Origin of the sequence: Arthrobacter echini, from assembly GCF_004803505.1 — a bacterium.
Classification (GTDB): Bacteria; Actinomycetota; Actinomycetes; order Actinomycetales; family Micrococcaceae; genus Arthrobacter_D; species Arthrobacter_D echini.
Window position 1 is genome coordinate 120,054 of sequence record NZ_SSWH01000008.1, and the last position, 24,276, is coordinate 144,329.

Sequence of the window (24,276 nt, forward strand, 5' to 3'; positions counted from 1 at the left end):
CCCTACCCCAGACCGACGACCCGGGGCACGCCGAGCGTGGTGCCGCTGCCGGGGCGAGGGTCGCGGTGCGCGAGCTTGTCGCGGAGCATCGTGCGTCCGCGGTGGATCCGGGAACGCACGGTGCCGAGCTTCACGCCGAGCACACGAGCCACCTCGTCGTAGGCCAGTCCCTCGAGATCGCACAGGACGACTGCGGCTCGGAAGTCCGGTGGTAGCTCCTCGAGCGCCGCCTGCACGTCGACGTCCAGATTGTTGAATTCGAAGCTGCGCTCGGGCCCGGGGTGCCTGCTCGCCAGACGGCTCTCCGCCTCGTCCGACAGGCCGTCGAAGCGGATGCGGGTCCTGCGCCGGGCCTGATCGAGGAACAGGTTCGTGGTGATCCGGTGCAGCCAGCCGTCGAGCGTTCCCGGTCTGAATTTCGCCAGGGACCTGAAGACCCGCACGAAGACGTCCTGGGTGAGGTCCTCGGCGTCGAACCTGTTGCCGGTCAACCGGTAGGCCAGTCGGTAGACCTTCGGTGAGTAGGTGGTGACGACGTCCTCCCACGAGGGCGCCACCCAGGGGTTGCCGTGCTCGTCCAGGACGGGCAGGTCCTCTCCGTCGAGGATGTCCACCTCCGGCTGTGGTGTTCCAATGCTAGACATCATGTGCCCCTTCTCGCCTGAACTCCGGGAGCTGTCCTCACCGGGTCCGTCAGGGCCCGATCGGTGCTGGCAGTGATTCGGTACCGCTGTGCCGCCGGATGCCCGGTGCTGAAATACTTTCGCACCAAGCTGGGAACTGGCTGGCAGCGCCGAACGTACCGCCCGGACCGTCCCTCGTCGAACGCGATCCACAGGCCACCGCACGGGTCACCGCACAGGTCACTGCACAGAGACCGGGTACGGGTCGGGCGGGTGGCACCCTTCGCGGAGCTTCCCGGCACAGTAATGTTGAACTGGGCTCCAACTCCCCGCCGACCCCTGCTCTCCCGCGTCGCATCCGGCGCGCGTGGGAGCACGAAGCCGCACAACGAAGGAGAGTCATGGCTGCCGACAAGCACAACAGCTGGTCCTACACGGAGGGCCTTCCCGAGGAGGACGACACCCTCCTGAGGGCACGGGACCGCTCCCACGAACTCGGTGTCACTGCTGTGACGCCTGCAGTCGGTGCGGCGCTGACCGTGCTCGCCGCCGCGACCAAGGCCGTCACCGCCGTCGAGGTCGGGGCGGGCGCCGGAGTCTCCGGCGTATGCCTCCTGAGGGGACTCGGCCCGCAGGCGGTCCTGACCACCATCGACGCCGACGTCGATCATCTGCGGGCCGCACGTGAGGCGTACTCCGAGGCCGGCATCCCCTCGAACAGGACCCGGACGATCTCCGGACGCGCCTCGGACGTGCTTCCGCGCCTGACGGACGCGGCCTACGACCTCGTCTTCATCGACGCCGACAAGGGCGGCCTGCCGGCGTACGTCGACCAGGCGACACGACTGCTCAAGGCCGGGGGAATGCTCATCATCAACGATGCCCTCGACCAGGACCGCGTTCCCGAACCCGCCGTCCGCGAGCCCTCGACCAACACGCTGCGTCAGGTCGGGAAACTGGTCCGCGACGACGAGTCCCTGGTCTCGGCACTCCTGCCGACGGGCACAGGGCTCCTGTTGGCGGTCAAGCAGCGCAGCTAGTCGCGTGAGTGGCCCACCTCGATGAATCGACGATCGGGCCCGCGCATCTGCGGTCCCGATCGCGGCACGGGTCAGGTCGTGACGGTGAGAAGGCAGTCCTTGAGCTTACCGGCTTCCTCAGCGTTGAGTTCCACCACGAGGCGTCCGCCTCCGTCGATCGGAACGCGCATGATCAGAGAGCGCCCTTCCTTGGTGACTTCCATCGGTCCATCGCCGGTACGCGGTTTCATGGCAGCCATCGGGGAATCCCTTTCAACAGGGCGCACCCGCCAGCGGCGGACTGCGCGTCAGTAAACGGTGCTTCGTCCGGCTTCCCCCTGCGGGTCCGACGGAGCACATCATGCCCCTCATTATTCAGCACAAGTCGTGCACCTGCTAATTCAGGTGCGGCGCGCATCACACCGCGTGGAGCGCCCACGGGCTGTGGCCGACGGTGCCGGAACCGGTACGAGGCAGCCCGGCAGGGCAGCTCACCGATCGGCGGATCGCCCGCAGATCTCGCCGCCTGGTGGATCCGCGCTCCCGCCGTCCGCGGGCCGGCCCCGTACCCAGCAGTCGCGGAGGTGGTCGTTCACGAAGCCTGTTGCCTGCAGCATGGCATAGGCGGTGGTGGGACCGACGAACCGGAACCCGAGTCGTCGCAACTCGTGCGCCAGGGCGGAACTGCCCGTCGTGCTCGCCGGTACGTCCGCCAGGCTCACCGGCGCGGGGCCGGTCGGTGGTCGGTGCGCCTCGAGCACCGACCCGAGGCTCGTTCCCCCGGGCAGTGACAGCAGCGTCCGGGCATTGCTGATCGTCGCCTCGATCTTCCGGCGATTTCGGACGATCAGCGCATCGCCCATGAGCCGCTCCACGTCCCCGGCACCGAATCCTGCCACGGCGACCGGGTCGAACGCGGCGAACGCGCGGCGGAAGTCGCTGCGCTTGCGCAGGATCGTGATCCAGCTCAGTCCCGACTGGAACGCCTCGAGGCTCAACCGTTCGAACAGTGCCTGCTCCCCATGGACGGCTCGGCCCCACTCCTCGTCGTGGTAGCGCTCGTACTCGGCGCTCGAGACGGCCCAGCCGCACCGCAGGAGACCGTCCGAGCCGGGAACGGCCGGTGTCACCTGACCATGCCCTGTTCCGTGAGGTGCAATCGCAGGTGCTCGATCTCCGCGTCGCGTTCGGCGATCGCAGCAGCCAGCCTGTCCAGGACCTCGTCCACCTGGTCCATCCGATAGCCCCTCATGCCGAGGCCGAACCGGACGGCGTCGACATCCTGCGCCGAGACGGAACCCGGCAGAAGTACCGGTGGCAGGGGCGCCACGGGCGCCACCAGACCGAGATCCTCGCGGATGACAGCGCTCCAGCCACCGGTCCTGCGCCCGGTTCCGTCCGCCGTCCGGCGCCTCGGCTTCAGGCCACCGGGTCGGCGAAGTGATCGCCCGGAGGCGATGACCGCGGTTCCCACCACCAGCAGGGCTGCGAGGATCACCAGGAAGATAGTCACACGATCATGGTGCCAGAAGGCTCCGCTGTGCCGTCACCGTCCGCTGTGGTCAGGCGTGGTCGGGGGGCCCGCGGAGTCCGCCATGATCCGTACCGCGTCCTCCGCCGTGTCGACGAGCTGCAGCAGATCCAGGTCCGTCGCGGAGATGGTGCCCTCGGCCAGCAGGGTGCCCTCGATCCACGCCAGCAGGGGTTTCCAGTAGTCGATCCCGACGAGGACGATCGGGAAGGAGGTCACCTTGCGGGTCTGGACCAGGGTCATCGCCTCGAACAGTTCGTCGAGGGTACCGAACCCGCCGGGCAGCACCACGAAACCGCTGGCGTACTTGACGAACATCGTCTTGCGCGCGAAGAAGTACCTGAAGTTCACGCCGAGATCCACCCACTCGTTCATCCCGGCCTCGAAGGGCAGTTCGATCCCCAGCCCCACGGAGATCCCCCCGCCCTCACAGGCACCCTTGTTCGCCGCCTCCATGGTCCCCGGTCCGCCTCCGGTGATGACCGCGAACCCGGCTCCGACGAGGCGACGTCCGACCTCCTCCCCCATCGCGTAGTACGGGGACTGGCGGGGCGTCCGCGCCGATCCGAAGACGCTGATGGCGGGTCCGAGTTCCGCCAGCGCTCCGAAACCCTCCACGAACTCGCTCTGGATGCGCAGCACTCGCCACGGGTCGGTGTGGGTGAAACCGTTCGCACTGTCCGAGTCCAGCAGGATGTTGTCGGACTGAGGAGCGCCGGCCTGACTGCGGCGCAGGACCACCGAGCCCTTGCGCCGGATCGGCGGAGTCACTGTCGCGGTCGTGTCGTGATCTCCCGGTCCGGTGCCGGTCTGCTGGGAGGTGGCGCCGTCGTCGGCCGGTGATCGCTGGTAGGAGGACATTCCCTTAGGCTAACCAACCCCGCCCGGCTGTCCGTGCGCTCCACGGGATCCCTGGTTGCTCTTGAATCACGATTGCCTCCTTTGCCTGGGCCCATGGTGCTGTTCCGCAATAGTTCGCTAGATTTCTCCCATGACACCTCGAGCTCAGCCGACCGGATCCGCGACATCGGCGGGTCCCCTGGTCCGGCTGAAGAACGTCAACAAGCACTTCGGGGAGCTGCACGTGCTCCGTGACATCGATCTGGACGTCGCCCGCGGGGAGGTCGTGGTCGTCATCGGACCGTCCGGGTCCGGCAAGTCCACGCTCTGCCGGGCGATCAACCGCCTGGAGACCATCGACGACGGCGAGATCACGATCGACGGCGAGGTGCTGCCCGCGGAGGGGAAAGGCCTGGCCAAGCTGCGCGCCGACGTGGGCATGGTCTTCCAGTCCTTCAATCTCTTCGCCCACAAGTCCATCCTGGAGAACGTGACCCTCGGACCCATCAAGGTCAAGGGCATGAAGAGCGCCGCAGCCAAGGAGCTCGCCATGTCCCTGCTCGAGCGCGTGGGCGTCGACAACCAGGCCCAGAAGCTCCCCGCGCAGCTCTCCGGCGGCCAGCAGCAGCGCGTCGCCATCGCCAGGGCGCTGGCCATGCAGCCCAAGGTCATGCTGTTCGACGAACCCACCTCCGCCCTGGACCCCGAGATGATCAACGAGGTCCTCGATGCGATGGTCGTCCTGGCCAAGGAGGGGATGACGATGATCGTTGTCACGCACGAGATGGGCTTCGCGCGGAAGGCCGCCGACCGCGTGATCTTCATGGCCGACGGCGAGATCATGGAGCAGGCCACCCCCGAGGAGTTCTTCACCAATCCGCAGAGTGATCGGGCCAAGGACTTCCTCGGCAAGATCCTCGCGCACTGACGCACTACCCGCACACCTCACGGCCTCCGCGAAGGCCTCGACGCAAGGAGATCCAATGCGTAAGACCCGATACACAGCAGCAGCAATTGCCGCCGTGACCGCACTGACCCTGTCCGCCTGCGGCGGAGGCGACGACGACGCCGCCGGTTCCTCGGGAGCGAGCGGCGAGGCCGGTGGCGAGAGCGTGCGCATCGGCATCAAGTTCGACCAGCCGGGCCTGGGCTTCGACGAGGGCGGCTCCTACTCGGGATTCGACGTCGACGTCGCCAGGTACGTCGCGAACGAGCTCGGCTACACCGACGAGCAGATCGACTTCGTGGAATCCCCGTCGGCCAACCGCGAGAACATGCTGGCGAACGACCAGGTGGACATGATCTTCGCGACCTACTCCATCACCGACACGCGCAAGGAGACCGTCGACTTCGCCGGACCGTACTTCATCGCCGGGCAGGATCTGCTCGTCCCCACGGACAGCGACATCACCGGGCCCGAGGATCTCGAGGGCCGGAATCTGTGCTCCGTCACAGGCTCCACCTCCGCGGAGCAGATCAAGGAGCAGTATCCCGGCGTGCAGCTCGTGGAGCAGCCCGGATATGCGGAGTGCGTCACGGCGATGGGCGGCGGGCAGATCGACGCCGTGACCACCGACGACATCATCCTCGCGGGCCTTGCCGCGCAGGACGCCAACGCCGGCCAGTACAGGGTGGTCGGGAACACCTTCTCCGAGGAGAGGTACGGCGTCGGCCTGCCCCCGGGCAGCGACCGGTGCGAGGACATCAACGCCGCCATCACCCAGATGATCGAGTCGGGTGCGTGGGAAGAGGCGCTCGCCGCGAACACCGAGGGCGCGGACTACAGCTACAACGAGGATCTGAACCCGCCGGAGCCCGAGCCCTGCGCCTAGTCGACCGTCCGTTGGTGGGGTCCCCCGGTCAGGGGGCCCCACCAACGCCATGCTCTTCACACTGCCGACATCACACTGCCGAAAGGGGTGACCCGTGGAGAACTACCTGTCCCTCTTCGAGACGTACGACGTACCCGCCGCTTTCTGGGTCAACATCCAGCTGTCCTTCTGGGCTGCGCTCTGGGCGCTCGTCCTCGGCACCGTCCTGGCGCTCTTCCGCATCTCCCCGATCCGGAGTCTGCAGTGGTTCGGAGCGGCCTACGTCAACATCTTCCGCAACACCCCGCTGACGATCATCCTCGCCTTCGGCTTCCTCGGCCTGTTCTCCGTCATGCAGGTCAGCCTGGCGGGTGACCTGAACGTGAGCCTGTTCCGGATCGCGATCCTGGGGCTCTCGCTCTACCACGCGGCGTTCGTCTGCGAGGCCATCCGCAGCGGCGTCAACACCGTCCCCCTCGGTCAGGCGGAGGCGGCCCGCGCCATCGGTCTGGGCTTCCTCCCGGCCGCCCGGCTAATCATCCTTCCGCAGGCATTCCGGGGTGCCATCGCACCGCTGGGCAATGTCCTGATCGCGCTGATCAAGAACTCGACCGTCGCGGCCGCCGGCTCCGTGGCCACGGAATCGTCGTCCCTCATGAAGACGATGATCGAGTTCCGCTCCGATCTCGTGATCCCGATCTTCCTCACCTTCGCGCTCGGTTTCGTGATCCTGATCATCCCCATCGGGCTCCTGACCACCTGGGCCTCACGGAAACTGGCGGTGGCACGATGAGCGCCCAGCAGGTCCTGTTCGACGCGCCCGGGCCACGTACCCGCCGGACCATCCTGATCTTCAACATCCTCGGTGTGCTGATCGCGCTCGCCCTGCTCGCCTGGATCGTCTCCGCCCTGGCGGACAGGGGGCAGCTCGCTGCGAGCATGTGGACACCGTTCCTCCAGGCGCGGACCTGGGAGTTCTTCATCCTCCCCGGCCTGCTCAACACGCTCAAGGCCGCGGGCATCGCGATCGTCACCTCGGTAGCCTTCGGCCTGCTGTTCGGGGTCGGACGGCTCTCGCACCTCGCGCCGATCCGCTGGGTCGCCGGGACCGTGGTCGAGTTCCTGCGTGCTGTGCCGGTACTGCTCATGATGATCTTCTTCTGGCTGGCGCTCGGACGCTCGGGGGCGGTGGAGCCCCAGAACGCACCGCTGATCGCCGTCATCCTCGCGCTCACGCTCTACAACGGGTCGGTGATCGCCGAACTCGTCCGTTCCGGTGTCCACGGACTGCCGAAGGGCCAGCGGGAAGCGGGGATGGCCATCGGTCTGACCCGGAACCAGTCGCTGAGGAACATCGAGGTCCCGCAGGCCCTGATCGCCATGCTGCCGGCCCTCATCAGCCAGTTCGTGGTCATCCTGAAGGACTCCGCGCTCGGCTACATCATCACCTACCCCGAACTGCTGCAGTACACGAGGCGGCTCGGCGTCGGCGAGGGCAACGTGATTCCCTCCCTCCTCGTCGCGGCGGCGATCTTCATCCTGATCAACTTCGCCCTCTCCACGCTCGCCACCAGGATGTCCTCCCTGCTGAGCTTCAGGACCCGGACCCGGAAACGTGCAGCGGAGGACGTCGTCGTGATGGATGCCGCGTCGACCTGACCGCGGTTCTCGTCCGAGAGCCTGCTGGACCGACCGGAACCGCGCGGGGGCGGCGAAGGGATCAGGACAGCCAGGCCACCAGCGCGTCGAGGCAGGCTCGGATCGCGTCCGCGTGGACGTGCTCGTCGTCGGTGTGTGCCAGGAGGGCATCTCCCGGCCCGAAGTTCACGGCGGGCACTCCCAGGGCGCTGAAGCGGGCGACGTCGGTCCACCCGTACTTCGGCTTGGGCTCCGCGCCGACCGCGGCGACGAAGGCCGCGGCGGCGGGGTGCTGCAGGCCGGGGCGCGCACCCGGGGCGGCGTCGGTGCGCTCGACGTCGAATCCCTCGAGCAGGGCGCCCACGTACGCCTCGGCCTCATCGGGGCCCTTGTCCGGCGCGAAGCGGTAGTTGACCTCGATGACGGTGCTGTCGGGGATGACGTTGCCCGCGGTCCCGCCGGCGATCCTCACGGCGTTCAGGCTCTCGCGGTAGTCCAGGCCGTCCACCCTCACCGTGGCGGGCTCGTGGTCGCGGAGCCGGCCCAGGATCTCGGCGGCCCCGTGGATCGCGTTGACGCCCATCCAGGCACGGGCCGCGTGGGACGCCCGGCCGGTGACCCGCACGTCGAAGCGCGCGGTGCCGTTGCAGCCACCCTCCACCGTTCCGTTCGTGGGTTCCAGCAGGACGGCGAAATCCGCCTGCAGCCACTCGGGGTGGGATCGGGCCACCCGGCCCAGACCGCTGAGTGAGGCCTCGACCTCCTCGTGGTCGTAGAAGACGAAGGTGATGTCCCGCGTCGGATCCACCAGCGTTGCGGCGAGCGCGAGCTGCACTGCCACGCCGCCCTTCATGTCCGTGGCGCCCCTGCCGAACAGCACCTCGCCCTCCCAGCGCGAGGGGACGGTTCCCCTCGACCCGGCCCTGGTCGGCAGCGGCACGGTGTCGAGGTGCCCGGCCAGGATGACACGCTCGTCACGCCCGAGCATCGTCCGCGCCATCACGCAGTCGCCGTCGCGGAGCACCTCGAGATGCGCCAGCGGTACCAGGGCCTGCTCGACGACGTCGGCGATCGCGGTCTCGTTGCCGGAGACGCTCTCGATGTCGATCAGGCCGGCCGTCAGCCGGGCGACGTCGGCAGTCAGGTCGAGGGGCGGTGCCGGTGGCTGGCTCATGCTGCAACACTATCCCTCGGTAGACTGCTGCCCATGACTCCCCCCGCGCCCAGCTCGTCCCTGCCCGCCGACCGGCGCTCGGCCGGAGGTATCGGCCTCGCGACGGTGGCGGCGGACGGCACGGTCCTCGACACGTGGTTCCCTGCGCCCTGGCTCCGGGACGGCACTGGGGACACTGACGAAGCCGGGGACGCCGGGGACGCTGATGACACTGCTGATCCTGCCGACGGGCAGGAGCTCCGAGCCACACTGGAAGGGCTGGCGCGTTCAGGGGCCGACGAGGCGCGGAGGGTCACACAGCGCGTGATCGAGCTGACCATCGACCCGGATGCCGCTCCCATCAGTACCGAGGACGCCTATCTCCGGCTCCACCTGCTCTCCCACCGCCTCGTGCGGCCCAACACCATCGACCTCGACGGCATTTTCGGGCTGCTCCCCACCGTGGTGTGGACCAGTCACGGGCCCGCCGCCGTCCAGGGCTTCGAGGTGGTCCGTGCTGCCCTTCGCACCCGTGGCCCCGTGGCCGTTCACGGCGTGGACAAGTTCCCCCGCATGAGTGATTACGTGGTGCCGGAGGGCGTCCGGATCGCCGACGCCGACCGGGTGCGGCTTGGGGCGCACCTGGCCCCTGGCACCACGGTGATGCACGAGGGTTTCGTGAACTTCAATGCGGGGACACTCGGCCACTCCATGGTGGAGGGCCGTATCTCGGCGGGGGTCGTGGTGGGCGACGGTTCGGACATCGGTGGAGGTGCCTCGATCATGGGAACACTCTCGGGCGGAGGCACGGAGCGCATCACGATCGGTGAGCGCTGCCTGCTCGGGGCGGAGTCCGGCGTCGGGATCTCCCTCGGGGACGACTGCGTGGTGGAGGCGGGTCTGTACCTCACGGCGGGTACCAAGGTGGCGCTGCAGGACGGCTCGCTCGTCAAGGCCAGGGAGCTCTCGGACGAGGCGGGCATCCTGTTCCTGCGCAATTCGGTGACGGGCGCGGTGGAGGCCCGCCCCCGGACGGGGCACGGCATCGCCCTCAATCCGGCCCTCCACGCGAACTGACCTCTGGTGCCTGCTTCCGCCCGCACGGTCCGGCGTCGTCGCCTGACCGGAGCCGTCGTCGCCGTTCTGGCCGTCGTCGCCGGGCTGGTGGCTCTCGACCGGCTCGGTGAGGGTGACGTCCTGCTCCGGCAGCGCTGCACCGCGAGCGTGGGAGCGGAGAGCTTCGAACTCACACCGACGCAGACCCGTAACGCGGCGCTGATCGCAGGTGTCGCGGTCAGGCGTGGTCTGCCCGCACGGGCGGCGTCCATCGCGCTCGCGACCGCCATCCAGGAGTCACGCCTGGAGAACATCGACTACGGGGACGACGCCGGTCCGGACTCCCGCGGGCTGTTCCAGCAGCGTCCGTCGCAGGGCTGGGGCACCGAGGAGCAGATCATGTCGCCGCTGTATGCCACCGGCGCGTTCTACGATGCGCTGGTGCGGATACCGGACTACCAGGCTCTGCCCATCACCGAGGCGGCACAGCGTGTGCAGCGCTCCGCCTTCCCCGCGGCCTATGCTGATCACGAGCCCGAGGGCCGCGCCTTCGCCTCTGCGCTGACGGGCAACTCCCCCGCAGCCCTCGACTGCACGCTGCGCCGCCCGAGTCGCAGCGGCGACGCCGTGGCCGTCTCCGCATCGGCCGACGAGGTCTTCGGTCCGCTCGGCGGCGTTCCGGACGGCAACCGACTGGTCCTCGACGTCGACGGCACCCTGGGCTGGGCCGTCGCACAGTGGGCCGTGGCCAACGCCGACGCCCAGCAGATCATCTCGGTCAGCTACTCCGGCCTCGAATGGCTGCGGGCCGACGGCGGGTGGACCACGGCAGCGACGGAACCCGCGACACTCACCATCACCGTGGCCGACCTACCCGGCTGAGCACAGGACATCCTCCCCGGTGCCCTGCTCGGTTCCGGGGAGAACCGGCGGGCCGGCCGCACGGCGTCGACGGGCGGGGAAGGTGCTGAACACGGGGACTTCGGCCACTCGGATGGCGCGTCGCAGCACAACACGCCGTGCGGAGCGTCATCCGCCCGCCCGAAGCCCCCGGATCCGACACGCCGGACGGGTCACCACTCCGCAGCCGGGGACACTGCAGCCAAGGGCTCCCGATGGTCCCCTCCGGCGTCGTCCTAGGATGGACGCATGAAGATCCTCGTCACCGGCGGCAGCGGCTACATCGGTTCCCACACGGTCCTGGCCCTGCTCGAGAACGGGCACGACGTCGTCGTCGTCGACAATCTGCTGAACTCCACCGAGGTGTCCCTCGAGCGCGTGGCCTCCCTCGCCGGACGCGCACCCACGTTCCACCGGGTGGATCTGCTCGACGAGGAGAGCCTGCGGGAGATCTTCGCCGAGGAGGGCATCGAGGCGGTCATCCACTTCGCGGGGCTCAAGGCCGTCGGTGAATCGGTTGAGACGCCGCTGCGCTACTACCACAACAACGTGGGCGGCACCCTGAACCTGCTGCGGATCATGGACGACGCCGGTGTGCGCACCCTGGTCTTCAGCTCCTCCGCCACGGTGTACGGGATCTCCGACGAGGTGCCCCTGACCGAGAAGCTCCCCCGCGACGCGGTGAACCCCTACGGACGCACCAAGGAACAGATCGAGGACATCCTCGCGGATCTCGGCGCATCGGACCGACGCTGGAACATCGCGCTGCTGCGGTACTTCAATCCTGTGGGTGCCCATGCATCGGGCAGCATCGGCGAGGACCCTACGGGCATCCCGAACAATCTGCTGCCCTTCGTGGCGCAGGTGGCCGTCGGCCGGCGTGAGAAGGTGAGGATCTTCGGCAACGACTACCCGACACCCGACGGCACGGGCGTACGCGACTACATCCACGTCGTCGACCTCGCCCAGGGGCATGTGGCCGCGCTCGACTACCTCGTGGCACGGGGCGGAGTGCATACGTGGAATCTGGGCACCGGGACCGGGTCGTCGGTGCTCGAGGTCCTCGACGCGTTCTCGGCCGCGGTCGGCAGGGACATCCCGTACGAGTTCGCGCCGCGCCGGCCCGGGGATGTCGCCGTCAGCTACGCCGACCCGTCCTCCGCCCTCGCCGATCTCGGCTGGTCCGCGAACCGAACGCTGGCGCAGATGTGCGAGGACCACTGGCGCTGGCAGAAGAACAATCCCGAGGGCTACCGGACGCCCTAGCGGCACGGGCGACGACGCCGCGCCACACGGCTGTGCCGGGACAGGGACATCGGCGCCAGGGACATCACTCCCATACGTGCTTCTCACGGCGGACGAAATCGCCCAGAGTGGTCGGCGCATGACCGGTCACCCTGCGTACGTCCCCGGTGACATGTCCCGCCACACCCAGGCGTGCTGCGGCGTGGATGAGGGCCGTCATCGCCGCCATTGGAGGGTCGAAGCCGAGGGTGCGGCGCGCGTGCAGCAGATAGGCGCGGATGCTCGGTCGTCGGTAGGTGACGCGGGTGCCGAGGACGTCGGAGAAGACGGCGGCTACCTCCTCGTACGTCAGCGCTTCGTCACTGGTGGGCGTCCAGGTCCGCCCGATGTGACGCTGCGGCTCGAGCAGCGCACTCGCAGCGACAGCAGCGACATCGACCGCGTCCACGAATGCGGTTCTGCCATCGCCCGCAGGAACGACGATCTGCCGGCGGTCCCGGATGTCGGCGGCGAAGACCGTGGACAGATTCTGGTCGAAGTAGGACGGACGCAGGAAGGTCCAGTCCAGGCCCGAGCGGCGCAGCCAGCGTTCCATCGCCGCGTGGGGCAGCACGGGCACCCGCCCGGCCCCCTGCACGGACAGCAGCACCACGTGGCGTACTCCCGCCGTCCGGGCATATGCGAGCGCCGGCACCAGGTCGGAGCTGATCCGCGCGAGGTGCGGTGGACGGACCAGGAACATGGACCGGACGCCATCGAACGCCTGCTCCCATGTGGCGGCGTCCTTGAAGTCGAACATGACGCCGTCCGGATCCTCGTTGTGACGGGCCGCGGGCCGGACGTCCGCGCCCTCGGCTCGTAGCGCCTGAACCAGCGGGCGCCCCACGTTGCCCGTGGCCCCTGTGACGAGAAGTGGTGAGTTCATGTATGTACGATACATACATGTGCTCTGATCCGACCGACATCGCCGTGCTGGACGACGCCCTGCTCCGCCTGCGCCGACTCTGGAGTGCCTCCCGCAGCCCGTTCGTGGACGACGACGGCATCACCGCCGTCGACGTCTCCAGTCTCATCGTGGTCGAGGCGTGCGCTCGTGGCGTGGAAGCGGGGACGGAGGTGGTGGTCGGGGACGTTGCGGAGCTCGCCGACGTGACAGCTTCCACGGCGAGCCGCCTCGTCGATCGCGCTGCTCAGGCGGGGCTGCTGCTCCGGGTCGAGTCGTCGATCGACGCCCGTCGCACCGCCCTGCAACTCACGCCGGCCGGCGCGTCGCTCAGGGAACGGGCGGTGACGGCCCGTACTGCGTGGCTGGCGGACCAGCTCCAGGAGTGGGACCCGGCCGAGGTGAGAATCTTCGGTACGCTCCTGGCCCGCTTCGCGGACGGCCTTGCACCGTCCCGAGGACCGGGTGATCGCTTCTCACCCTGACCACTTTCCCTGATTTGCGAAGGGTCATCAGCATTCAAGCGGACATTTCAGTGCCTGCGCGATCGGTGCGGATGCTGAAGCCGGTGCCTGAGGGCGGCACGACGCCCGATGAGGCAGACAGTAGGGCGACTTCGGTGACGGAGTGGCCCGAGAACAACCCAGGCAGACGCCATCCGAATCCCTCGGATCCATCGAGCAGCCCATGCGCGAGAGCTGCCCCCTCGGCCGTGAATCCTGCGCGATTGCGGTTGCTCAGTCGGCTGGGCATTGGCATTCTGCTGCCTCCTCGTAGTCCGGGACCTCCCGGGCCTCGGCCTCCTGGGCGGTGGTAGCCTCGCCGTTGTTCTTGATGTCCGTGATCTGACTGCGGTCCAGGAAGATGCCGGTGCCCAGGAGCAGCACACTGACGGCGACGACGGCGACGTTCGCTGTGCTGTTCCTGTACATGTTCAGCATCCAGGCGAGCATGATCAAGCCCGAGGTCTCACCCATGGTCAGGGCCATGAACATGCGGCTCTCGCTCCAGCCGCACGTGAGACCACTCGTAAGTGCCCGTGAACATGGTGGCGTACATCACCACCATCGCCGTGAGGATCATCGCCCCGAACCAGAGATACATCCCTTTCGAGGTGGAGGATCGGTGCTCGTCCTGGTGCTGCTGATGGGCCTCTTCGTTTGCAGGGTGTGCCATGAAGGTACTCCTTCTCGCGCATCGGTTTGCTGTGCAGATCGACCGTGGCGGACTCCGCTCTGGTCCTCGTGCAGCTCGATCGTCATCAACTGAGGTGGGGCGTTGACCCATACCGGGGCCAGGCTGAAGCCGATCCCGCGGGTCACGGACGTCTCATGGACCTCCCCTCGTAGTGGTGGGCCGACATCAGGACCGCCTCGTCGGCCAGAACTTCGATACCGCGCTCCTCGAAGGCCGCGGTGAGCTCGTCAACGGCACCCACGGCGTGGTCGTGGATCATTGCGGTGTTGTCCCACCACATGCCGACCTGCAGGTCCGAGAACACCGTCACCTCGGCACCTTCCCGGCCCGAGCCCGATCCGGGCCATTCCGACAGCTCCGGTTCGTGGCTGTGCTCCCAGTGCGCGGCCACGACCGTATCCATCCGATCCACCAAATCCCTTCCGGTGGCCAGTAGGTTGACCTGACGGTCGAGCACGAAGGACGGGCTGACCGTAATCCGCTTCCGGGCGGTGGCGAAGAGGTGGTTGAACAACCGCAGGTCCGACTCCTGGGCCCGCGCCTGCCTGCCGGGCAGCACCTGGCAGACCAGCTTCCCCGGGAGCCTCGCGTCCGGGTTTCCCGCCGGAGCCCGGCTCGTGTGCAAAACCATCTCGCTGGTCTCGCAGTACCAGTCCGTAGCGAACAGGGCGTTCGGATGTACGAAAGAGGCTGCTTCTGACGGGTCAAGTCCGCCGAGAACCAGTAAGGGTGCTTGCCAGTTCCTCGATGGCACCACGATGCTTGGAAGATCATCGTCGTCAGAGGAGCACTGTGATGCAGCAGCACGAGCCACCGATGGACCCGAGTTCTTCCGAGGCCACTGGCCCGCAGCTGGACAGAGCACGCGCCCAGGGCGAGGCATACAGCCGTGCCTTGCAGTACATGGTCGAGGAGGTCGCGCACGACGGCGGGACGAAGCAGGCCGGTGAGTACACCGTCGGCTACGCCATCGAAGAAGCCGAAGGACTCTATAGCTTCAGCGACGGTCGCCTGACGTGGCAGAACCCCGCGGATGAGAACGTGCACGTGGAGATCACCGTGCAGGACGCCGCTGACGGCCGGTTCATACCGGCAGTGACGGTCACCGCGACACTGGTATCGCCCAGTGGGCAGGAAATGGGACCGTACGAGCATGAACTGGTGTGGCATCCGATGCTGTACCACTTCGCCCGGAACTGGACCGTGTCCGAGGACGGGGACTACACCTTGCGCGTCCACATCGAGCCGCCTGCTTTCATGCGACACGACGAGATCAACGGACGGCGTTTCACACAGCCCGTGGATTTAAGGTTCGACGGTGTGAAGATCGAGCGAGGAGCCGAACCTGTCACCCCGCCCCGGTCGTAGATCCCCGCTGCGCCACCGTCGTCACCGTCGTCTCGATCGCGCTGTCCCGGGTGCGGCGCAGAAAGCAGCGATGCAGAAAACAGAGGAGTAGTCGCATGGTAGCCAAGAAGGACGCTGCAGGACACAGGATCGTGACGGCAGCGGCGCTCATCGCCGTTGCATTCGGGATCGGTGGGTGTTCGAGTAATGACGACGACGAGATGCCGGCCCTCGTCGAGGAGAGCTCGTCCGGCGAGGGCGCGCTCGAGGAGGACTCGGGCTCGGTCGACTCCTACGACGACTACACGGGTGTCTACGATCGTGAGTTCTACGACGATGTGGAGTTCTACGTCGGTACGGAAGTCACCGTGAGCGCCATCGTGGACGAGGTCATCTCCCCGAACGTCTTCACCGTCATCGACAACGCGAACAGCGACGAGCAGACCGAGGACCCGGTGGACATCGACGAGGTCGTCATCGAACCTCTCCTCGTCGTTCACGAACAGGACATCCCCGGACTCGCACCAGGCACTCCCGTCGGAGTGGTCGGCACCGTGCGCGAGGAGTTCTACCTGGCCACGGTCGAGAACGAGCTAGGGGTCGATCTGGACGATCCTGCGTTCGAGCGCTGGGAAGAACAAGCCTACATCGAGGCCACCGAAGCAGGAGCCATGACCGCAGGAAGCTGACGCCGACCTCAAGCCTCCTCGGCGACGCTCCTGCGGCGCCCTCCTCTGCCATCCGCCGGCCGACACATCACAGCGTCTGGCAGCAAGCAGGCGGAGTGGAGCTACACATGGAGGGTTGTCGAGAGTGTTCACTGCCGGCGACGAAGCCGGCAGCCCCTCCGTGAGGAAGAGCGGCTGCCGTCGGACAGTACCGTGAAAGCCGGCTGATCAGCGTGCGGGGTAGTGCCGCTCCCCCTCGCCCGTGTACAGCTGGCGCGGGCGACCGATCTTCGTCTGCGGGTCCTGCATCATCTCGCGCCACTGGGCTATCCAGCCCGGCAGGCGTCCGATGGCGAACAGCACGGTGAACATCTTCTCCGGGAACCCCATCGCCTTGTAGATCAGGCCCGTGTAGAAGTCCACGTTCGGGTAGAGCTTGCGCTCGATGAAGTAGTCGTCGGCGAGCGCCTTCTCCTCGAGCCGCATGGCGATGTCGAGCAGCTCGTCGTTGCCGCCGAGCCTGCCGAGGATGTCGTGCGCGGTGGCCTTGACGATCTTCGCGCGCGGATCGTAGTTCTTGTAGACGCGGTGCCCGAAGCCCATGAGCTTCACGCCATCTTCCTTCTTCTTGACCTTCTCCATGAAGTCCTCGGGCTTCACACCCTGGGACTTGATGTCGCGGAGCATGTTCAGGACGGCCTCGTTGGCACCACCGTGGAGGGGACCGAAGAGGGCGTTGATACCCGCAGAGACGGAGGCGAACATGTTCGCGTTCGAGCTTCCGACCAGGCGCACGGTCGACGTCGAGCAGTTCTGCTCGTGGTCCGCGTGCAGGATCAGGAGCAGATCCAGGGCCTTGACCATCATCGGATCCAGGTCGTACGGCTCGGCGGGCAGTCCGAAGGAGAGGCGGAGGAAGTTCTCCACCAGATTCATGGAGTTGTCCGGGTACAGCATGGGCTGGCCGATGGACTTCTTGTGGGCGTAGGCCGCGATGACGGGCAGCTTCGCCATGAGCCGGAACGTTGAGAGCTCCACCTGCTCGTCATCGAAGGGGTCCAGCGAGTCCTGGTAGAACGTGGACAGCGCGGAGACGGCCGAGGACAGGACGGGCATGGGGTGGGCGTCGCGCGGGAAGCCACCGAAGAAGCCCTTGAGCTCCTCGTGGAGCAGGGTGTGCCGGCGGATCCGCTGATCGAACGCCGTCATCTCCTCGGGTGTGGGCAGATTGCCGTAGATCAGGAGGTAGGAGACCTCGAGGAAGCTCGAGTTCTGTGCCAGCTGCTCGATCGGGTAGCCCCGGTAGCGCAGGATCCCGGCGTCGCCGTCGATGAAGGTGATCGCGGACGAGGTGGCCGCAGTGTTCATGAAGCCCGGGTCGAAGGTCACCTGACCCGTCTGCTTCAGCAGCTTCGACACGTCGTACCCGTTGTTGCCCTCGACCGCGGGCACCAGCGGCAGCTCGAGCTCGCCACCGTCGTAGTGCAGGGATGCAGCGTTCTGCTCGGTCATTGATTCTCCTTCTGGAGCCGGCACGAGGTCAGCACATCGTCGCTCTGCCGGAGGACTCGTGTCACTCCGGGACAAACGTCAGCCAACACGCTACCGCCAGCCCGCCGTCGATCACTAATTCCGCACTGTCCATACAGTGTGACGCCGGGCACGGGTCCATTCACCCAGGGGCGGCTGCCAGGCGCGCCACGGCTGCCGCGACCCGCTCGTCGCTCCCGGTCAGCGCGATGCGGACGAAGCCCTCCCCCGCCTCGCCGTAGAAGGTACCGGGACCGGCAAGGATCCCGAGCTCCGCCAGCGCACGGATGGTCTCCCAGGTCGGCGTCCCGGTGCGCGCCCAGAGATACAGGCCGCCGTCCGAGCCGTGGATGGTGAAACCCGCCTCCTCCAGTGCGGGGACCAGGAGCGTACGACGCCGGCGGTACCGGTCCTTCTGCTCCTCGACGTGAGCATCGTCCCCGAGTGCCACGCGCATGGCCTCCTGCACCGGGTACGGGACGATCATGCCCGCATGTTTGCGGGAATTGACCAGAGAAGCGACGATCGCCGGATCCCCCGCCGTGAAAGCCGCCCGGTACCCGGCGAGATTGGACTGCTTGCTCAGGGAGTAGACCGCCAGCAGGAGGTGGTGCGAGCCGCCGCACACCGCCGGGTCGAGGACACTCGGAACGGCGCTGCCGCCCTCCGACGGGTCCCACTGCCCCCAGCCGAGCTCTGCGTAGCACTCGTCCGAGGCGACGACGGCGCCGAGCGAGCGCGCCTCGTCCACGACGGTTCTCAGCTGTTCCACATCGAGCACCTCGCCCGTGGGATTCCCCGGCGAGTTGATCCACACCAGGCGCACCCGGTCACGGATCCCGGGCGGGAGCTCGGCCACGGAATCGGCTGCCACTGCCGTTGCTCCGGCGAGGTGGGCGCCGATGTCGTACGTGGGGTAGGCGGTGGCAGGGCGCACGACGACGTCGCCCTCACCGAGACCGAGCAGCAGCGGCAGCCAGGCGACGAGCTCCTTGGAGCCCACCGTCGGCAGGATGTCCTGCGGATCCAGGCCGGGAACATTGCGGCGCCGGGCGAACCACCCGGCGATCGCCTCACGCAGCGCGGCGGTTCCGTGCGTCGTGGGGTAGCCGTGGGCATCGGCCGCAGCTCCCAGGGCCGCCCGGATCAGCGTCGGGGTGGGGTCGACGGGCGTACCGATGGACAGGTCGACGACGCCGTCGGGGTGCCGGGCCGCGATCTCCTGGAACGGGGCCATGGAGTCCCACGGATATCCCGGCAGCTGCAGACCGAACGGGACCCGTTCCCCGGGGCCCACCTAGACGGGCTGGTTCTGCGGCGGCAGGACCGCGATGATCGGATGGTCGAAGCCGGCGTTCCCGATCTTCGCCGCTCCGCCGGGTGAGCCGAGCTCGTCGAAGAACTCGACATTGGCCTTGTAGTACTCGGCCCACTGCTCGGGGGTGTCGTCCTCGTAGTAGATGGCCTCGACGGGGCACACGGGCTCGCAGGCACCGCAGTCCACACACTCGTCCGGGTGGATGTAGAGCGAGCGCTCACCCTCGTAGATGCAGTCGACCGGGCATTCCTCGATACAGGCCTTGTCCTTGACATCGACGCATGGCTGCGCGATTACGTAGGTCACTTCCCACGCCTTTCCTTGTGACTGGGTCTGCTGATGCACTTCTCGGTGCTGTCTCCAGCTTAACTCACCCGGCGAGGCCGGCTCCCGCCGGGTGAGTGTCCGGCGCCGTCGTCCCGTGCGACATACCCTTGACAGGTGCAGACTCCAGCCGATCTCCTCGCCACCCTCCCGCTCGGGACGCGGGTGGTCGTCAGGCGCCGGACCGGCGAGGGTTTCGCGGACTCGCTGGGCGACCTCGTCGCGCTCGATGCCTCCTCGTGCACCGTGCGCACCCGCAGCAGGGGCGACGACGTGGTCATGCTCGGCGACATCACCGCGGCCAGAACGGTCCCACCGGCCCCGCCGCGGCGTTCTCCGCGCCGGCCGCCGACCGGGGATGGTCGGGTGCGCGGCTGAAGCGCTCTCGACGCGCACCCGCCGACAACGCACTCGACTGGGTGGATCCGCGTCCGTGGACCGTACGGGCCCGGCGACGGCGGTGCCTCAGCGTCGGACTGAACGTCGACTGCGCGGGCCTCGACCGCGTGGGCGGAGGACGACGGCGCCGATGGCCACCGCTGCAAGTGTCACGACCAGCACGCCGAACAGCCAGAGATTCCCGGCCAGGGCCGGGCCCGGCGCCGCCTCGGAGGAGCCGGTCAGGATCAGTGTCTTCGACGATGTCGAGAGCGCTGCCACCACACCGTAGGCAACGGCTCCGGCCACGGCGGTCATGATGATGTTCCGCGCCCAGAGCCCGCAGAGGAGGAACAGGCTCCCGGCCAGCACCAGCGCTCCGACGGCGCCGAGGGGAATGATGACACCGCCGACACTGAACAGCTGACCGTGGAGCAGTGTCCCGAGGACCCCCGCCGCGACGCCGGCGGCAACCGCACCGAGCAGCTCCCGCAACGACGAACGCCGGCCCTTCCCCCCAGGGGAAGCACCGACGTCGTCGTACATCCGGTCTACCGATGCGCTACTACGCGCGGGCGCGGGAACGCGAGGCACGCATGCGCTCGTTCGCATCGAGGATGACCTTGCGGATCCTGATGGACTCCGGGGTCACCTCCACGCACTCGTCCTCCCGGGCGAACTCGAGGGACTCCTCGAGCGTCAGATTCCGTGGCGGTGTCAGGTTCTCGAAGGAGTCCGACGACGCCGCACGCATGTTGGTGAGCTTCTTCTCCTTCGTGATGTTCACCTCCATGTCGTCGGCACGGGAGTTCTCGCCGACGATCATGCCCTGGTAGACCTCGGAGGTCGGCTGCACGAAGAACGAGCCGCGCTCCTGCAGGTTGATCATGGCGAAAGGCGTGACGACGCCGGCCCGGTCGGCGATCATCGAGCCGTTCGTGCGGTACTCGATATCGCCGGCCCACGGTTCGTAGCCCTCGGAGATCGAGGCGGCGATACCGGACCCGCGGGTGTCGGTGAGGAAGCGCGTGCGGAAGCCGATCAGACCGCGGGCCGGGACGATGAACTCCATCCGGACCCAGCCCGTGCCGTGATTGGCCATGTTCGTCATGCGGCCCTTGCGGGCTGCCAGGAGCTGCGTGACCCCGCCCAGGTACTCCTCGGGCACGTCGATGGTCATGTGTTCCATGGGCTCGTGGACCTTGCCGTCGATGGTGCGGGTGACCACCTGCGGCTTGCCGACCGTGAGCTCGAAGCCCTCACGCCGCATCTGCTCGACGAGGATCGCCAGCGCGAGCTCACCACGTCCCTGGACCTCCCATGCGTCAGGCCGGGCGGTGGGCAGGACGCGGAGCGAGACGTTGCCGACGAGTTCCTTGTCGAGACGGTCCTTGACCTGGCGTGCAGTGACCTTGGAACCCTTGACCCGGCCGGCGAGCGGCGAGGTGTTGATGCCGACGGTGACGGAGATCGCCGGGTCGTCGACGGTGATCAGTGGCAACGGCTGGGGATTGTCGACGTCGGTGAGGGTCTCCCCGATGGTGATGCCCTCGATGCCGGCCACGGCCACGATCTCACCCGGTCCGGCGGAATCGGTCGGGACGCGATCGAGTGCCTTGGTGGCGAGGAGCTCGGTGATCTTCACCGTCTTCAGCTCACCGTTCTGGCGTGCCCAGGCGACCTGCTGGCCCTTGCGCAGCGTGCCGTTGAAGATGCGCAGCAGCGCGAGGCGACCGAGGAAGGGCGAGGCGTCGAGGTTGGTGACGTGTGCCTGCAGCACGCCGTCGGGGTTGTAGCGGGGTGCTGGAATGTGCTCGATGATGGTCCGGAACAGCGGTTCCAGATCGTCGTTCGCGGGTACCGATCCGTCGGCGGGCTGCTCGAGCGAGGCGGCACCGGCACGCGCTGCGGCGTAGACGACGGGTACGTTGAGGATCGAATCGAGATCGAGATCCGGTACCTCGTCGGCGAGATCCGACGCGAGACCCAGGAGCAGGTCCATCGACTCGCTCACGACCTCCTCGATGCGGGAGTCGGGGCGATCCGTCTTGTTGACCAGCAGCACGACCGGAAGCTTCGCGGCGAGCGCCTTGCGCAGCACGAAGCGCGTCTGGGGCAGCGGCCCTTCGGACGCATCGACCAGAAGCACGACGCCGTCGACCATGGACAGGCCGCGCTCCACCTCGCCGCCGAAGTCCGCGTGGCCCGGGGTGTCGATGACGTTGATGGTGATGGTCTCACCGTTGGCCGATGGGCCGTCGTAGAACACCGTGGTGTTCTTGGCGAGAATGGTGATGCCCTTCTCGCGCTCCAGATCGCCGGAGTCCATGACCCGCTCGGCCACGTCGCCGTGGGCGGCGAAGGAGTTGGTCTGCTTCAGCATGGCATCGACCAGGGTGGTTTTTCCGTGGTCAACGTGAGCCACGATGGCTACGTTGCGGAGATCGCTGCGGACAGCGGTGTTGCCTGTGGTTTCAGACATGCGTGAGGACTCAATTCCGTATCTACTGCGGGGAAAGTGGTGGCGGCTGCAGTGCGCGCCTTCCAATATTCTAGGCGCTGGGCAAAATCAGACCTAATGGAGCTTGTCAATCAGGAGCAGCGCCGATCAGGATCCGGGTGGACCGTGGACGCAGGACGGCGGCCCTCCAGCCGGAGGACCGCCGTCTCGTCGCGCCCATCGGACCCGCCGGTGTGCGCTAGCTGTGCGGGTAGTTCCGCGGCGTCCGGGTGGGTCCGGCGCCACCGGCGTTGCCGTTCTGTCTGGTCTCGGGCGAGTAGTCCGCCAGGTGCTCCTGCACCTGCCGCTGCACCTGCCCTGACATCGATTCGCTGACCTGATCGCTGACGCGCGCGGCCATTGCCGCCGTCGCGACCCGTTCCAGGGCCACCTGCTTCGCTCGGTGCTCGCGGTGGAAAGCCTTGGCGGTGGCGATCGTCATCAGGAGCATCACGATACTGAAGGGCAGGGCCGTGAGGATCGCGGCGGTCTGGATGGAACTCAGGCCGGTGTCGCCCACGAGGAGCAGGGCGGTGGCCACAAGAGCCGCAAGGATTGCCCAGAACACGCGGACCCAATGCCTCGGGTTCGGATCCCCGCCGGTGGAGATCATGCTCATGACCAGGGCGCCGGAATCAGCCGAGGTGACGAAGAAGATGGCGATCAGGATGATCGCGCCGATCAGCAGCGCCGGTCCGCCCGGTAGCTCGGTGAGCAGCCCGAAGAGTGCGTTCTCGGTGTCCACCGACCCGTCGTCGGCCACCAGGCCACCCTGGCCGAAGATCTCACGGTAGATGGCGGACCCTCCGAGGACGGCGAACCAGAGGAAGCCCAGCGTGGTGGGGACCAGCAGCACACCTGCGACGAACTCGCGCACCGTGCGGCCCTTGGAGATCCGGGCGATGAAGATGCCGACGAACGGGGCCCAGGACATCCACCAGCCCCAGTAGAAGGTGCTCCAGGCAGCCTGCCAGGCTTCGCCCTCGGTGCCGGAGAACGCCAGTGTGTTGAAGGTCAGCCCCACCACGTTCTGGAGGTAGTTGCCGATCGACTGGACGAACTCGCGCAGGAGGAAGAGGGTGGGACCCGCGAAGAGCACCACGAGGAGCAGGACTCCGGCGAGGACGAGGTTGATGTTGGAGAGCCACTTCATGCCCTTGCCCACACCGGAGACCACCGAGAGGATGGTCAGCGCCGTGATCCCCAGGATCAGGCTGACCTGCGTGGCCTCGGTTGCCGCGAGAATGCCGGCGCTGTCGAGACCGGAGGAGATCTGGAGGACACCGAGGCCCAGTGAGGTCGCGACCCCGAAGAGCGTCCCTACGAGAGCGACGACGTCGATGGCATGACCCCAGGCGCCCCTGACCCGGTCACCGAGCAGCGGCTCGAGGGTCCAGCGGATGGAGATGGGCCGGCCCCGGCGGTGCACGGCGTAGGCGATGGACAGACCCACGACGACATAGATGCTCCAGGCGTGCAGACCCCAGTGGAGGAAGGTCTGGGTGATGGCCTGCTGGCCGAGCTGGATGTCCGTTCCCGTGACGCCGGGCCGGGGGCTGGCGAAGTGGTTGAGCGGCTCGGCCACCCCCCAGAAGACCAGCCCGATGCCCATACCTGCCGCGAACAGGAGGGCGAACCAGGACATGGTGGAGAATTCGGGCTTGTCCTCGTCCTTGCCGAGCCGGATGTCGCCGTAGCGGCTGAAGCCCACCCACAGGGAGAAGATCACGAAGAAGGCCACGAGCGCTACGTAGTACCAGCCGAACGCACCGATCACGTTCTCCTGGACGCCTGCGAACAGGGTCGCTGCGGAGTCCGGGGCGATGAGCGCATAGGCGACGAACACCACGATCAGGACGGCGGCCGGGATGAAGACGGGAAGGGCGAGCCGAGCGCTTCCTCGAGGCGGCCGGCGTCCGTCGCCCGGCGGCTGCCGGGCAGGGCTTGCGGCCGCGCCGCTCTCGGTCCTGGTGCTCACAATTGTTCTCCTTCTGGGTGCCGACTGGGTCCGACACGACGTTGGATCCGTGGTGTCGAACGCGAGGTCAGCTCTCAAGGGTACAGAAGCGCCCGTGTCAAGGACGAAAATTCGGCCCGACGGCGACCGTTCGGACAGCCAGGAGGACTACCATCCGGCATGTTCGTCTCGCGTGCATCGCAGTCGGCTCTAGGAGATCACCTCCCGGAGTTCGCGGGGAAGACGCCGGAGGCATTGACAGGCCAATCGTTACACTTCCCGCTCACACCACCGCCCG

General features: G+C 67.5%; 28 protein-coding genes. 12 read left to right on the top strand and 16 right to left on the bottom strand.

Features of this window, described 5'->3' with window-relative positions:
* Positions 1 to 2: 2 nt before the first annotated feature.
* Positions 3 to 647: an RNA polymerase sigma factor SigE gene (gene sigE, locus E8P82_RS10405; RefSeq protein ID WP_136454680.1), complete on the bottom strand. Its 645-nt coding sequence runs from the start codon at positions 645 to 647 to the stop codon at positions 3 to 5.
* Between the two features lie 377 nt (positions 648 to 1,024).
* On the opposite strand from sigE, the gene E8P82_RS10410 reads away from it, so the two are divergent.
* Positions 1,025 to 1,663, top strand: a complete 639-nt coding sequence (locus E8P82_RS10410; protein ID WP_136454682.1) for an O-methyltransferase — start codon at positions 1,025 to 1,027, stop codon at positions 1,661 to 1,663.
* A gap of 71 nt (positions 1,664 to 1,734) precedes the next feature.
* Here the strand turns inward: E8P82_RS10410 and E8P82_RS10415 are convergent, their stop codons facing one another.
* The 4 genes from E8P82_RS10415 to E8P82_RS10430 form a co-directional block, all read right to left on the bottom strand.
* Positions 1,735 to 1,902, bottom strand: a complete 168-nt coding sequence (locus tag E8P82_RS10415) for a DUF3117 domain-containing protein (protein WP_087076540.1) — start codon at positions 1,900 to 1,902, stop codon at positions 1,735 to 1,737.
* A 231-nt stretch (positions 1,903 to 2,133) separates the two neighbouring features.
* Complete coding sequence (locus tag E8P82_RS10420) at positions 2,134 to 2,772, bottom strand: DNA-3-methyladenine glycosylase I (RefSeq protein ID WP_136454683.1); 639 nt, start codon at positions 2,770 to 2,772, stop codon at positions 2,134 to 2,136.
* The gene (locus E8P82_RS10425; protein WP_136454685.1) at positions 2,769 to 3,155 is read right to left on the bottom strand and encodes a DivIVA domain-containing protein; all 387 of its coding nucleotides are present in this window, start codon (positions 3,153 to 3,155) and stop codon (positions 2,769 to 2,771) included. The genes E8P82_RS10420 and E8P82_RS10425 overlap by 4 nt, the downstream gene beginning before the upstream one ends.
* 33 nt (positions 3,156 to 3,188) lie before the next feature.
* Positions 3,189 to 4,034, bottom strand: coding sequence for an LOG family protein (locus tag E8P82_RS10430; RefSeq protein WP_136454687.1), 846 nt, complete (start codon positions 4,032 to 4,034; stop codon positions 3,189 to 3,191).
* A 130-nt stretch (positions 4,035 to 4,164) separates the two neighbouring features.
* Here E8P82_RS10430 and E8P82_RS10435 point away from each other — a divergent pair, with 130 nt between their 5' ends.
* From E8P82_RS10435 to E8P82_RS10450, 4 genes are all read left to right on the top strand, one after another.
* Positions 4,165 to 4,941, top strand: coding sequence for an amino acid ABC transporter ATP-binding protein (locus E8P82_RS10435; RefSeq protein ID WP_425456023.1), 777 nt, complete (start codon positions 4,165 to 4,167; stop codon positions 4,939 to 4,941).
* 55 nt (positions 4,942 to 4,996) lie between these two features.
* Positions 4,997 to 5,845 carry a glutamate ABC transporter substrate-binding protein gene (locus E8P82_RS10440; protein WP_136454688.1) on the top strand — a complete coding sequence of 283 codons (849 nt, stop codon included), beginning with the start codon at positions 4,997 to 4,999 and terminating at the stop codon, positions 5,843 to 5,845.
* A 94-nt stretch (positions 5,846 to 5,939) separates the two neighbouring features.
* Positions 5,940 to 6,617, top strand: coding sequence for an amino acid ABC transporter permease (locus E8P82_RS10445; RefSeq protein WP_136454690.1), 678 nt, complete (start codon positions 5,940 to 5,942; stop codon positions 6,615 to 6,617).
* Positions 6,614 to 7,483, top strand: coding sequence for an amino acid ABC transporter permease (locus E8P82_RS10450; RefSeq protein ID WP_136454692.1), 870 nt, complete (start codon positions 6,614 to 6,616; stop codon positions 7,481 to 7,483). Before E8P82_RS10445 ends, E8P82_RS10450 begins: the two co-directional genes overlap by 4 nt.
* A 61-nt stretch (positions 7,484 to 7,544) precedes the next feature.
* Here the strand turns inward: E8P82_RS10450 and dapE are convergent, their stop codons facing one another.
* Positions 7,545 to 8,636, bottom strand: a complete 1,092-nt coding sequence (gene dapE, locus E8P82_RS10455; RefSeq protein WP_136454693.1) for a succinyl-diaminopimelate desuccinylase — start codon at positions 8,634 to 8,636, stop codon at positions 7,545 to 7,547.
* A gap of 33 nt (positions 8,637 to 8,669) precedes the next feature.
* Here dapE and dapD point away from each other — a divergent pair, with 33 nt between their 5' ends.
* From dapD to galE, 3 genes are all read left to right on the top strand, one after another.
* Positions 8,670 to 9,692, top strand: a complete 1,023-nt coding sequence (gene dapD / locus E8P82_RS10460) for a 2,3,4,5-tetrahydropyridine-2,6-dicarboxylate N-succinyltransferase (RefSeq protein WP_136454695.1) — start codon at positions 8,670 to 8,672, stop codon at positions 9,690 to 9,692.
* A 6-nt stretch (positions 9,693 to 9,698) separates the two neighbouring features.
* Complete coding sequence (locus E8P82_RS10465; protein ID WP_246021236.1) at positions 9,699 to 10,553, top strand: hypothetical protein; 855 nt, start codon at positions 9,699 to 9,701, stop codon at positions 10,551 to 10,553.
* Between the two features lie 267 nt (positions 10,554 to 10,820).
* Positions 10,821 to 11,837 (top strand): UDP-glucose 4-epimerase GalE, encoded by a 1,017-nt coding sequence (gene galE, locus E8P82_RS10470; protein ID WP_136454697.1) that lies wholly within the window; start codon positions 10,821 to 10,823, stop codon positions 11,835 to 11,837.
* Between the two features lie 64 nt (positions 11,838 to 11,901).
* On the opposite strand, the gene E8P82_RS10475 is transcribed toward galE, so the two are convergent.
* Positions 11,902 to 12,741 (bottom strand): NmrA family NAD(P)-binding protein, encoded by an 840-nt coding sequence (locus E8P82_RS10475; protein WP_168796550.1) that lies wholly within the window; start codon positions 12,739 to 12,741, stop codon positions 11,902 to 11,904.
* A gap of 17 nt (positions 12,742 to 12,758) precedes the next feature.
* Here E8P82_RS10475 and E8P82_RS10480 point away from each other — a divergent pair, with 17 nt between their 5' ends.
* Positions 12,759 to 13,244: a MarR family winged helix-turn-helix transcriptional regulator gene (locus E8P82_RS10480; RefSeq protein WP_168796551.1), complete on the top strand. Its 486-nt coding sequence runs from the start codon at positions 12,759 to 12,761 to the stop codon at positions 13,242 to 13,244.
* 252 nt (positions 13,245 to 13,496) lie between these two features.
* On the opposite strand, the gene E8P82_RS15275 is transcribed toward E8P82_RS10480, so the two are convergent.
* From E8P82_RS15275 to E8P82_RS10490, 3 genes are all read right to left on the bottom strand, one after another.
* Entirely contained in the window at positions 13,497 to 13,754 is a 258-nt protein-coding gene (locus tag E8P82_RS15275) for a hypothetical protein (RefSeq protein WP_246021237.1), read from the bottom strand.
* Complete coding sequence (locus E8P82_RS15280; RefSeq protein WP_246021238.1) at positions 13,729 to 13,935, bottom strand: hypothetical protein; 207 nt, start codon at positions 13,933 to 13,935, stop codon at positions 13,729 to 13,731. Before E8P82_RS15280 ends, E8P82_RS15275 begins: the two co-directional genes overlap by 26 nt.
* Positions 13,936 to 14,077: 142 nt before the next feature.
* Positions 14,078 to 14,587 (bottom strand): hypothetical protein, encoded by a 510-nt coding sequence (locus E8P82_RS10490; protein WP_136454702.1) that lies wholly within the window; start codon positions 14,585 to 14,587, stop codon positions 14,078 to 14,080.
* Positions 14,588 to 14,751: 164 nt separating this feature from the next.
* Between E8P82_RS10490 and E8P82_RS10495 the strand changes: the two genes are divergently transcribed.
* The gene (locus E8P82_RS10495; RefSeq protein WP_136454704.1) at positions 14,752 to 15,324 is read left to right on the top strand and encodes a hypothetical protein; all 573 of its coding nucleotides are present in this window, start codon (positions 14,752 to 14,754) and stop codon (positions 15,322 to 15,324) included.
* A gap of 95 nt (positions 15,325 to 15,419) precedes the next feature.
* Entirely contained in the window at positions 15,420 to 15,992 is a 573-nt protein-coding gene (locus tag E8P82_RS10500; protein WP_136454706.1) for a hypothetical protein, read from the top strand.
* Between the two features lie 207 nt (positions 15,993 to 16,199).
* On the opposite strand, the gene E8P82_RS10505 is transcribed toward E8P82_RS10500, so the two are convergent.
* The 3 genes from E8P82_RS10505 to fdxA all read right to left on the bottom strand — a co-directional run bounded on the left by E8P82_RS10505 (position 16,200) and on the right by fdxA (position 19,125).
* A complete protein-coding gene (locus E8P82_RS10505) occupies positions 16,200 to 17,483 on the bottom strand; it encodes a citrate synthase (RefSeq protein ID WP_136454707.1) in 1,284 nt (427 codons plus the stop codon).
* Between the two features lie 160 nt (positions 17,484 to 17,643).
* Positions 17,644 to 18,798, bottom strand: a complete 1,155-nt coding sequence (gene dapC / locus E8P82_RS10510) for a succinyldiaminopimelate transaminase (protein ID WP_281275792.1) — start codon at positions 18,796 to 18,798, stop codon at positions 17,644 to 17,646.
* Positions 18,799 to 19,125: a ferredoxin gene (fdxA, locus tag E8P82_RS10515; protein WP_136454709.1), complete on the bottom strand. Its 327-nt coding sequence runs from the start codon at positions 19,123 to 19,125 to the stop codon at positions 18,799 to 18,801. It abuts the gene before it with no gap.
* 135 nt (positions 19,126 to 19,260) lie between these two features.
* Between fdxA and E8P82_RS10520 the strand changes: the two genes are divergently transcribed.
* The gene (locus E8P82_RS10520) at positions 19,261 to 19,521 is read left to right on the top strand and encodes a hypothetical protein (protein ID WP_136454710.1); all 261 of its coding nucleotides are present in this window, start codon (positions 19,261 to 19,263) and stop codon (positions 19,519 to 19,521) included.
* Between the two features lie 87 nt (positions 19,522 to 19,608).
* On the opposite strand, the gene E8P82_RS10525 is transcribed toward E8P82_RS10520, so the two are convergent.
* The 3 genes from E8P82_RS10525 to E8P82_RS10535 all read right to left on the bottom strand — a co-directional run bounded on the left by E8P82_RS10525 (position 19,609) and on the right by E8P82_RS10535 (position 23,999).
* Positions 19,609 to 20,067: a hypothetical protein gene (locus tag E8P82_RS10525; protein WP_136454712.1), complete on the bottom strand. Its 459-nt coding sequence runs from the start codon at positions 20,065 to 20,067 to the stop codon at positions 19,609 to 19,611.
* 19 nt (positions 20,068 to 20,086) lie between these two features.
* Positions 20,087 to 22,003, bottom strand: a complete 1,917-nt coding sequence (gene typA / locus E8P82_RS10530) for a translational GTPase TypA (protein WP_136454713.1) — start codon at positions 22,001 to 22,003, stop codon at positions 20,087 to 20,089.
* A gap of 217 nt (positions 22,004 to 22,220) precedes the next feature.
* Positions 22,221 to 23,999, bottom strand: a complete 1,779-nt coding sequence (locus tag E8P82_RS10535) for a BCCT family transporter (protein WP_136454715.1) — start codon at positions 23,997 to 23,999, stop codon at positions 22,221 to 22,223.
* Positions 24,000 to 24,276 lie beyond the last annotated feature (277 nt).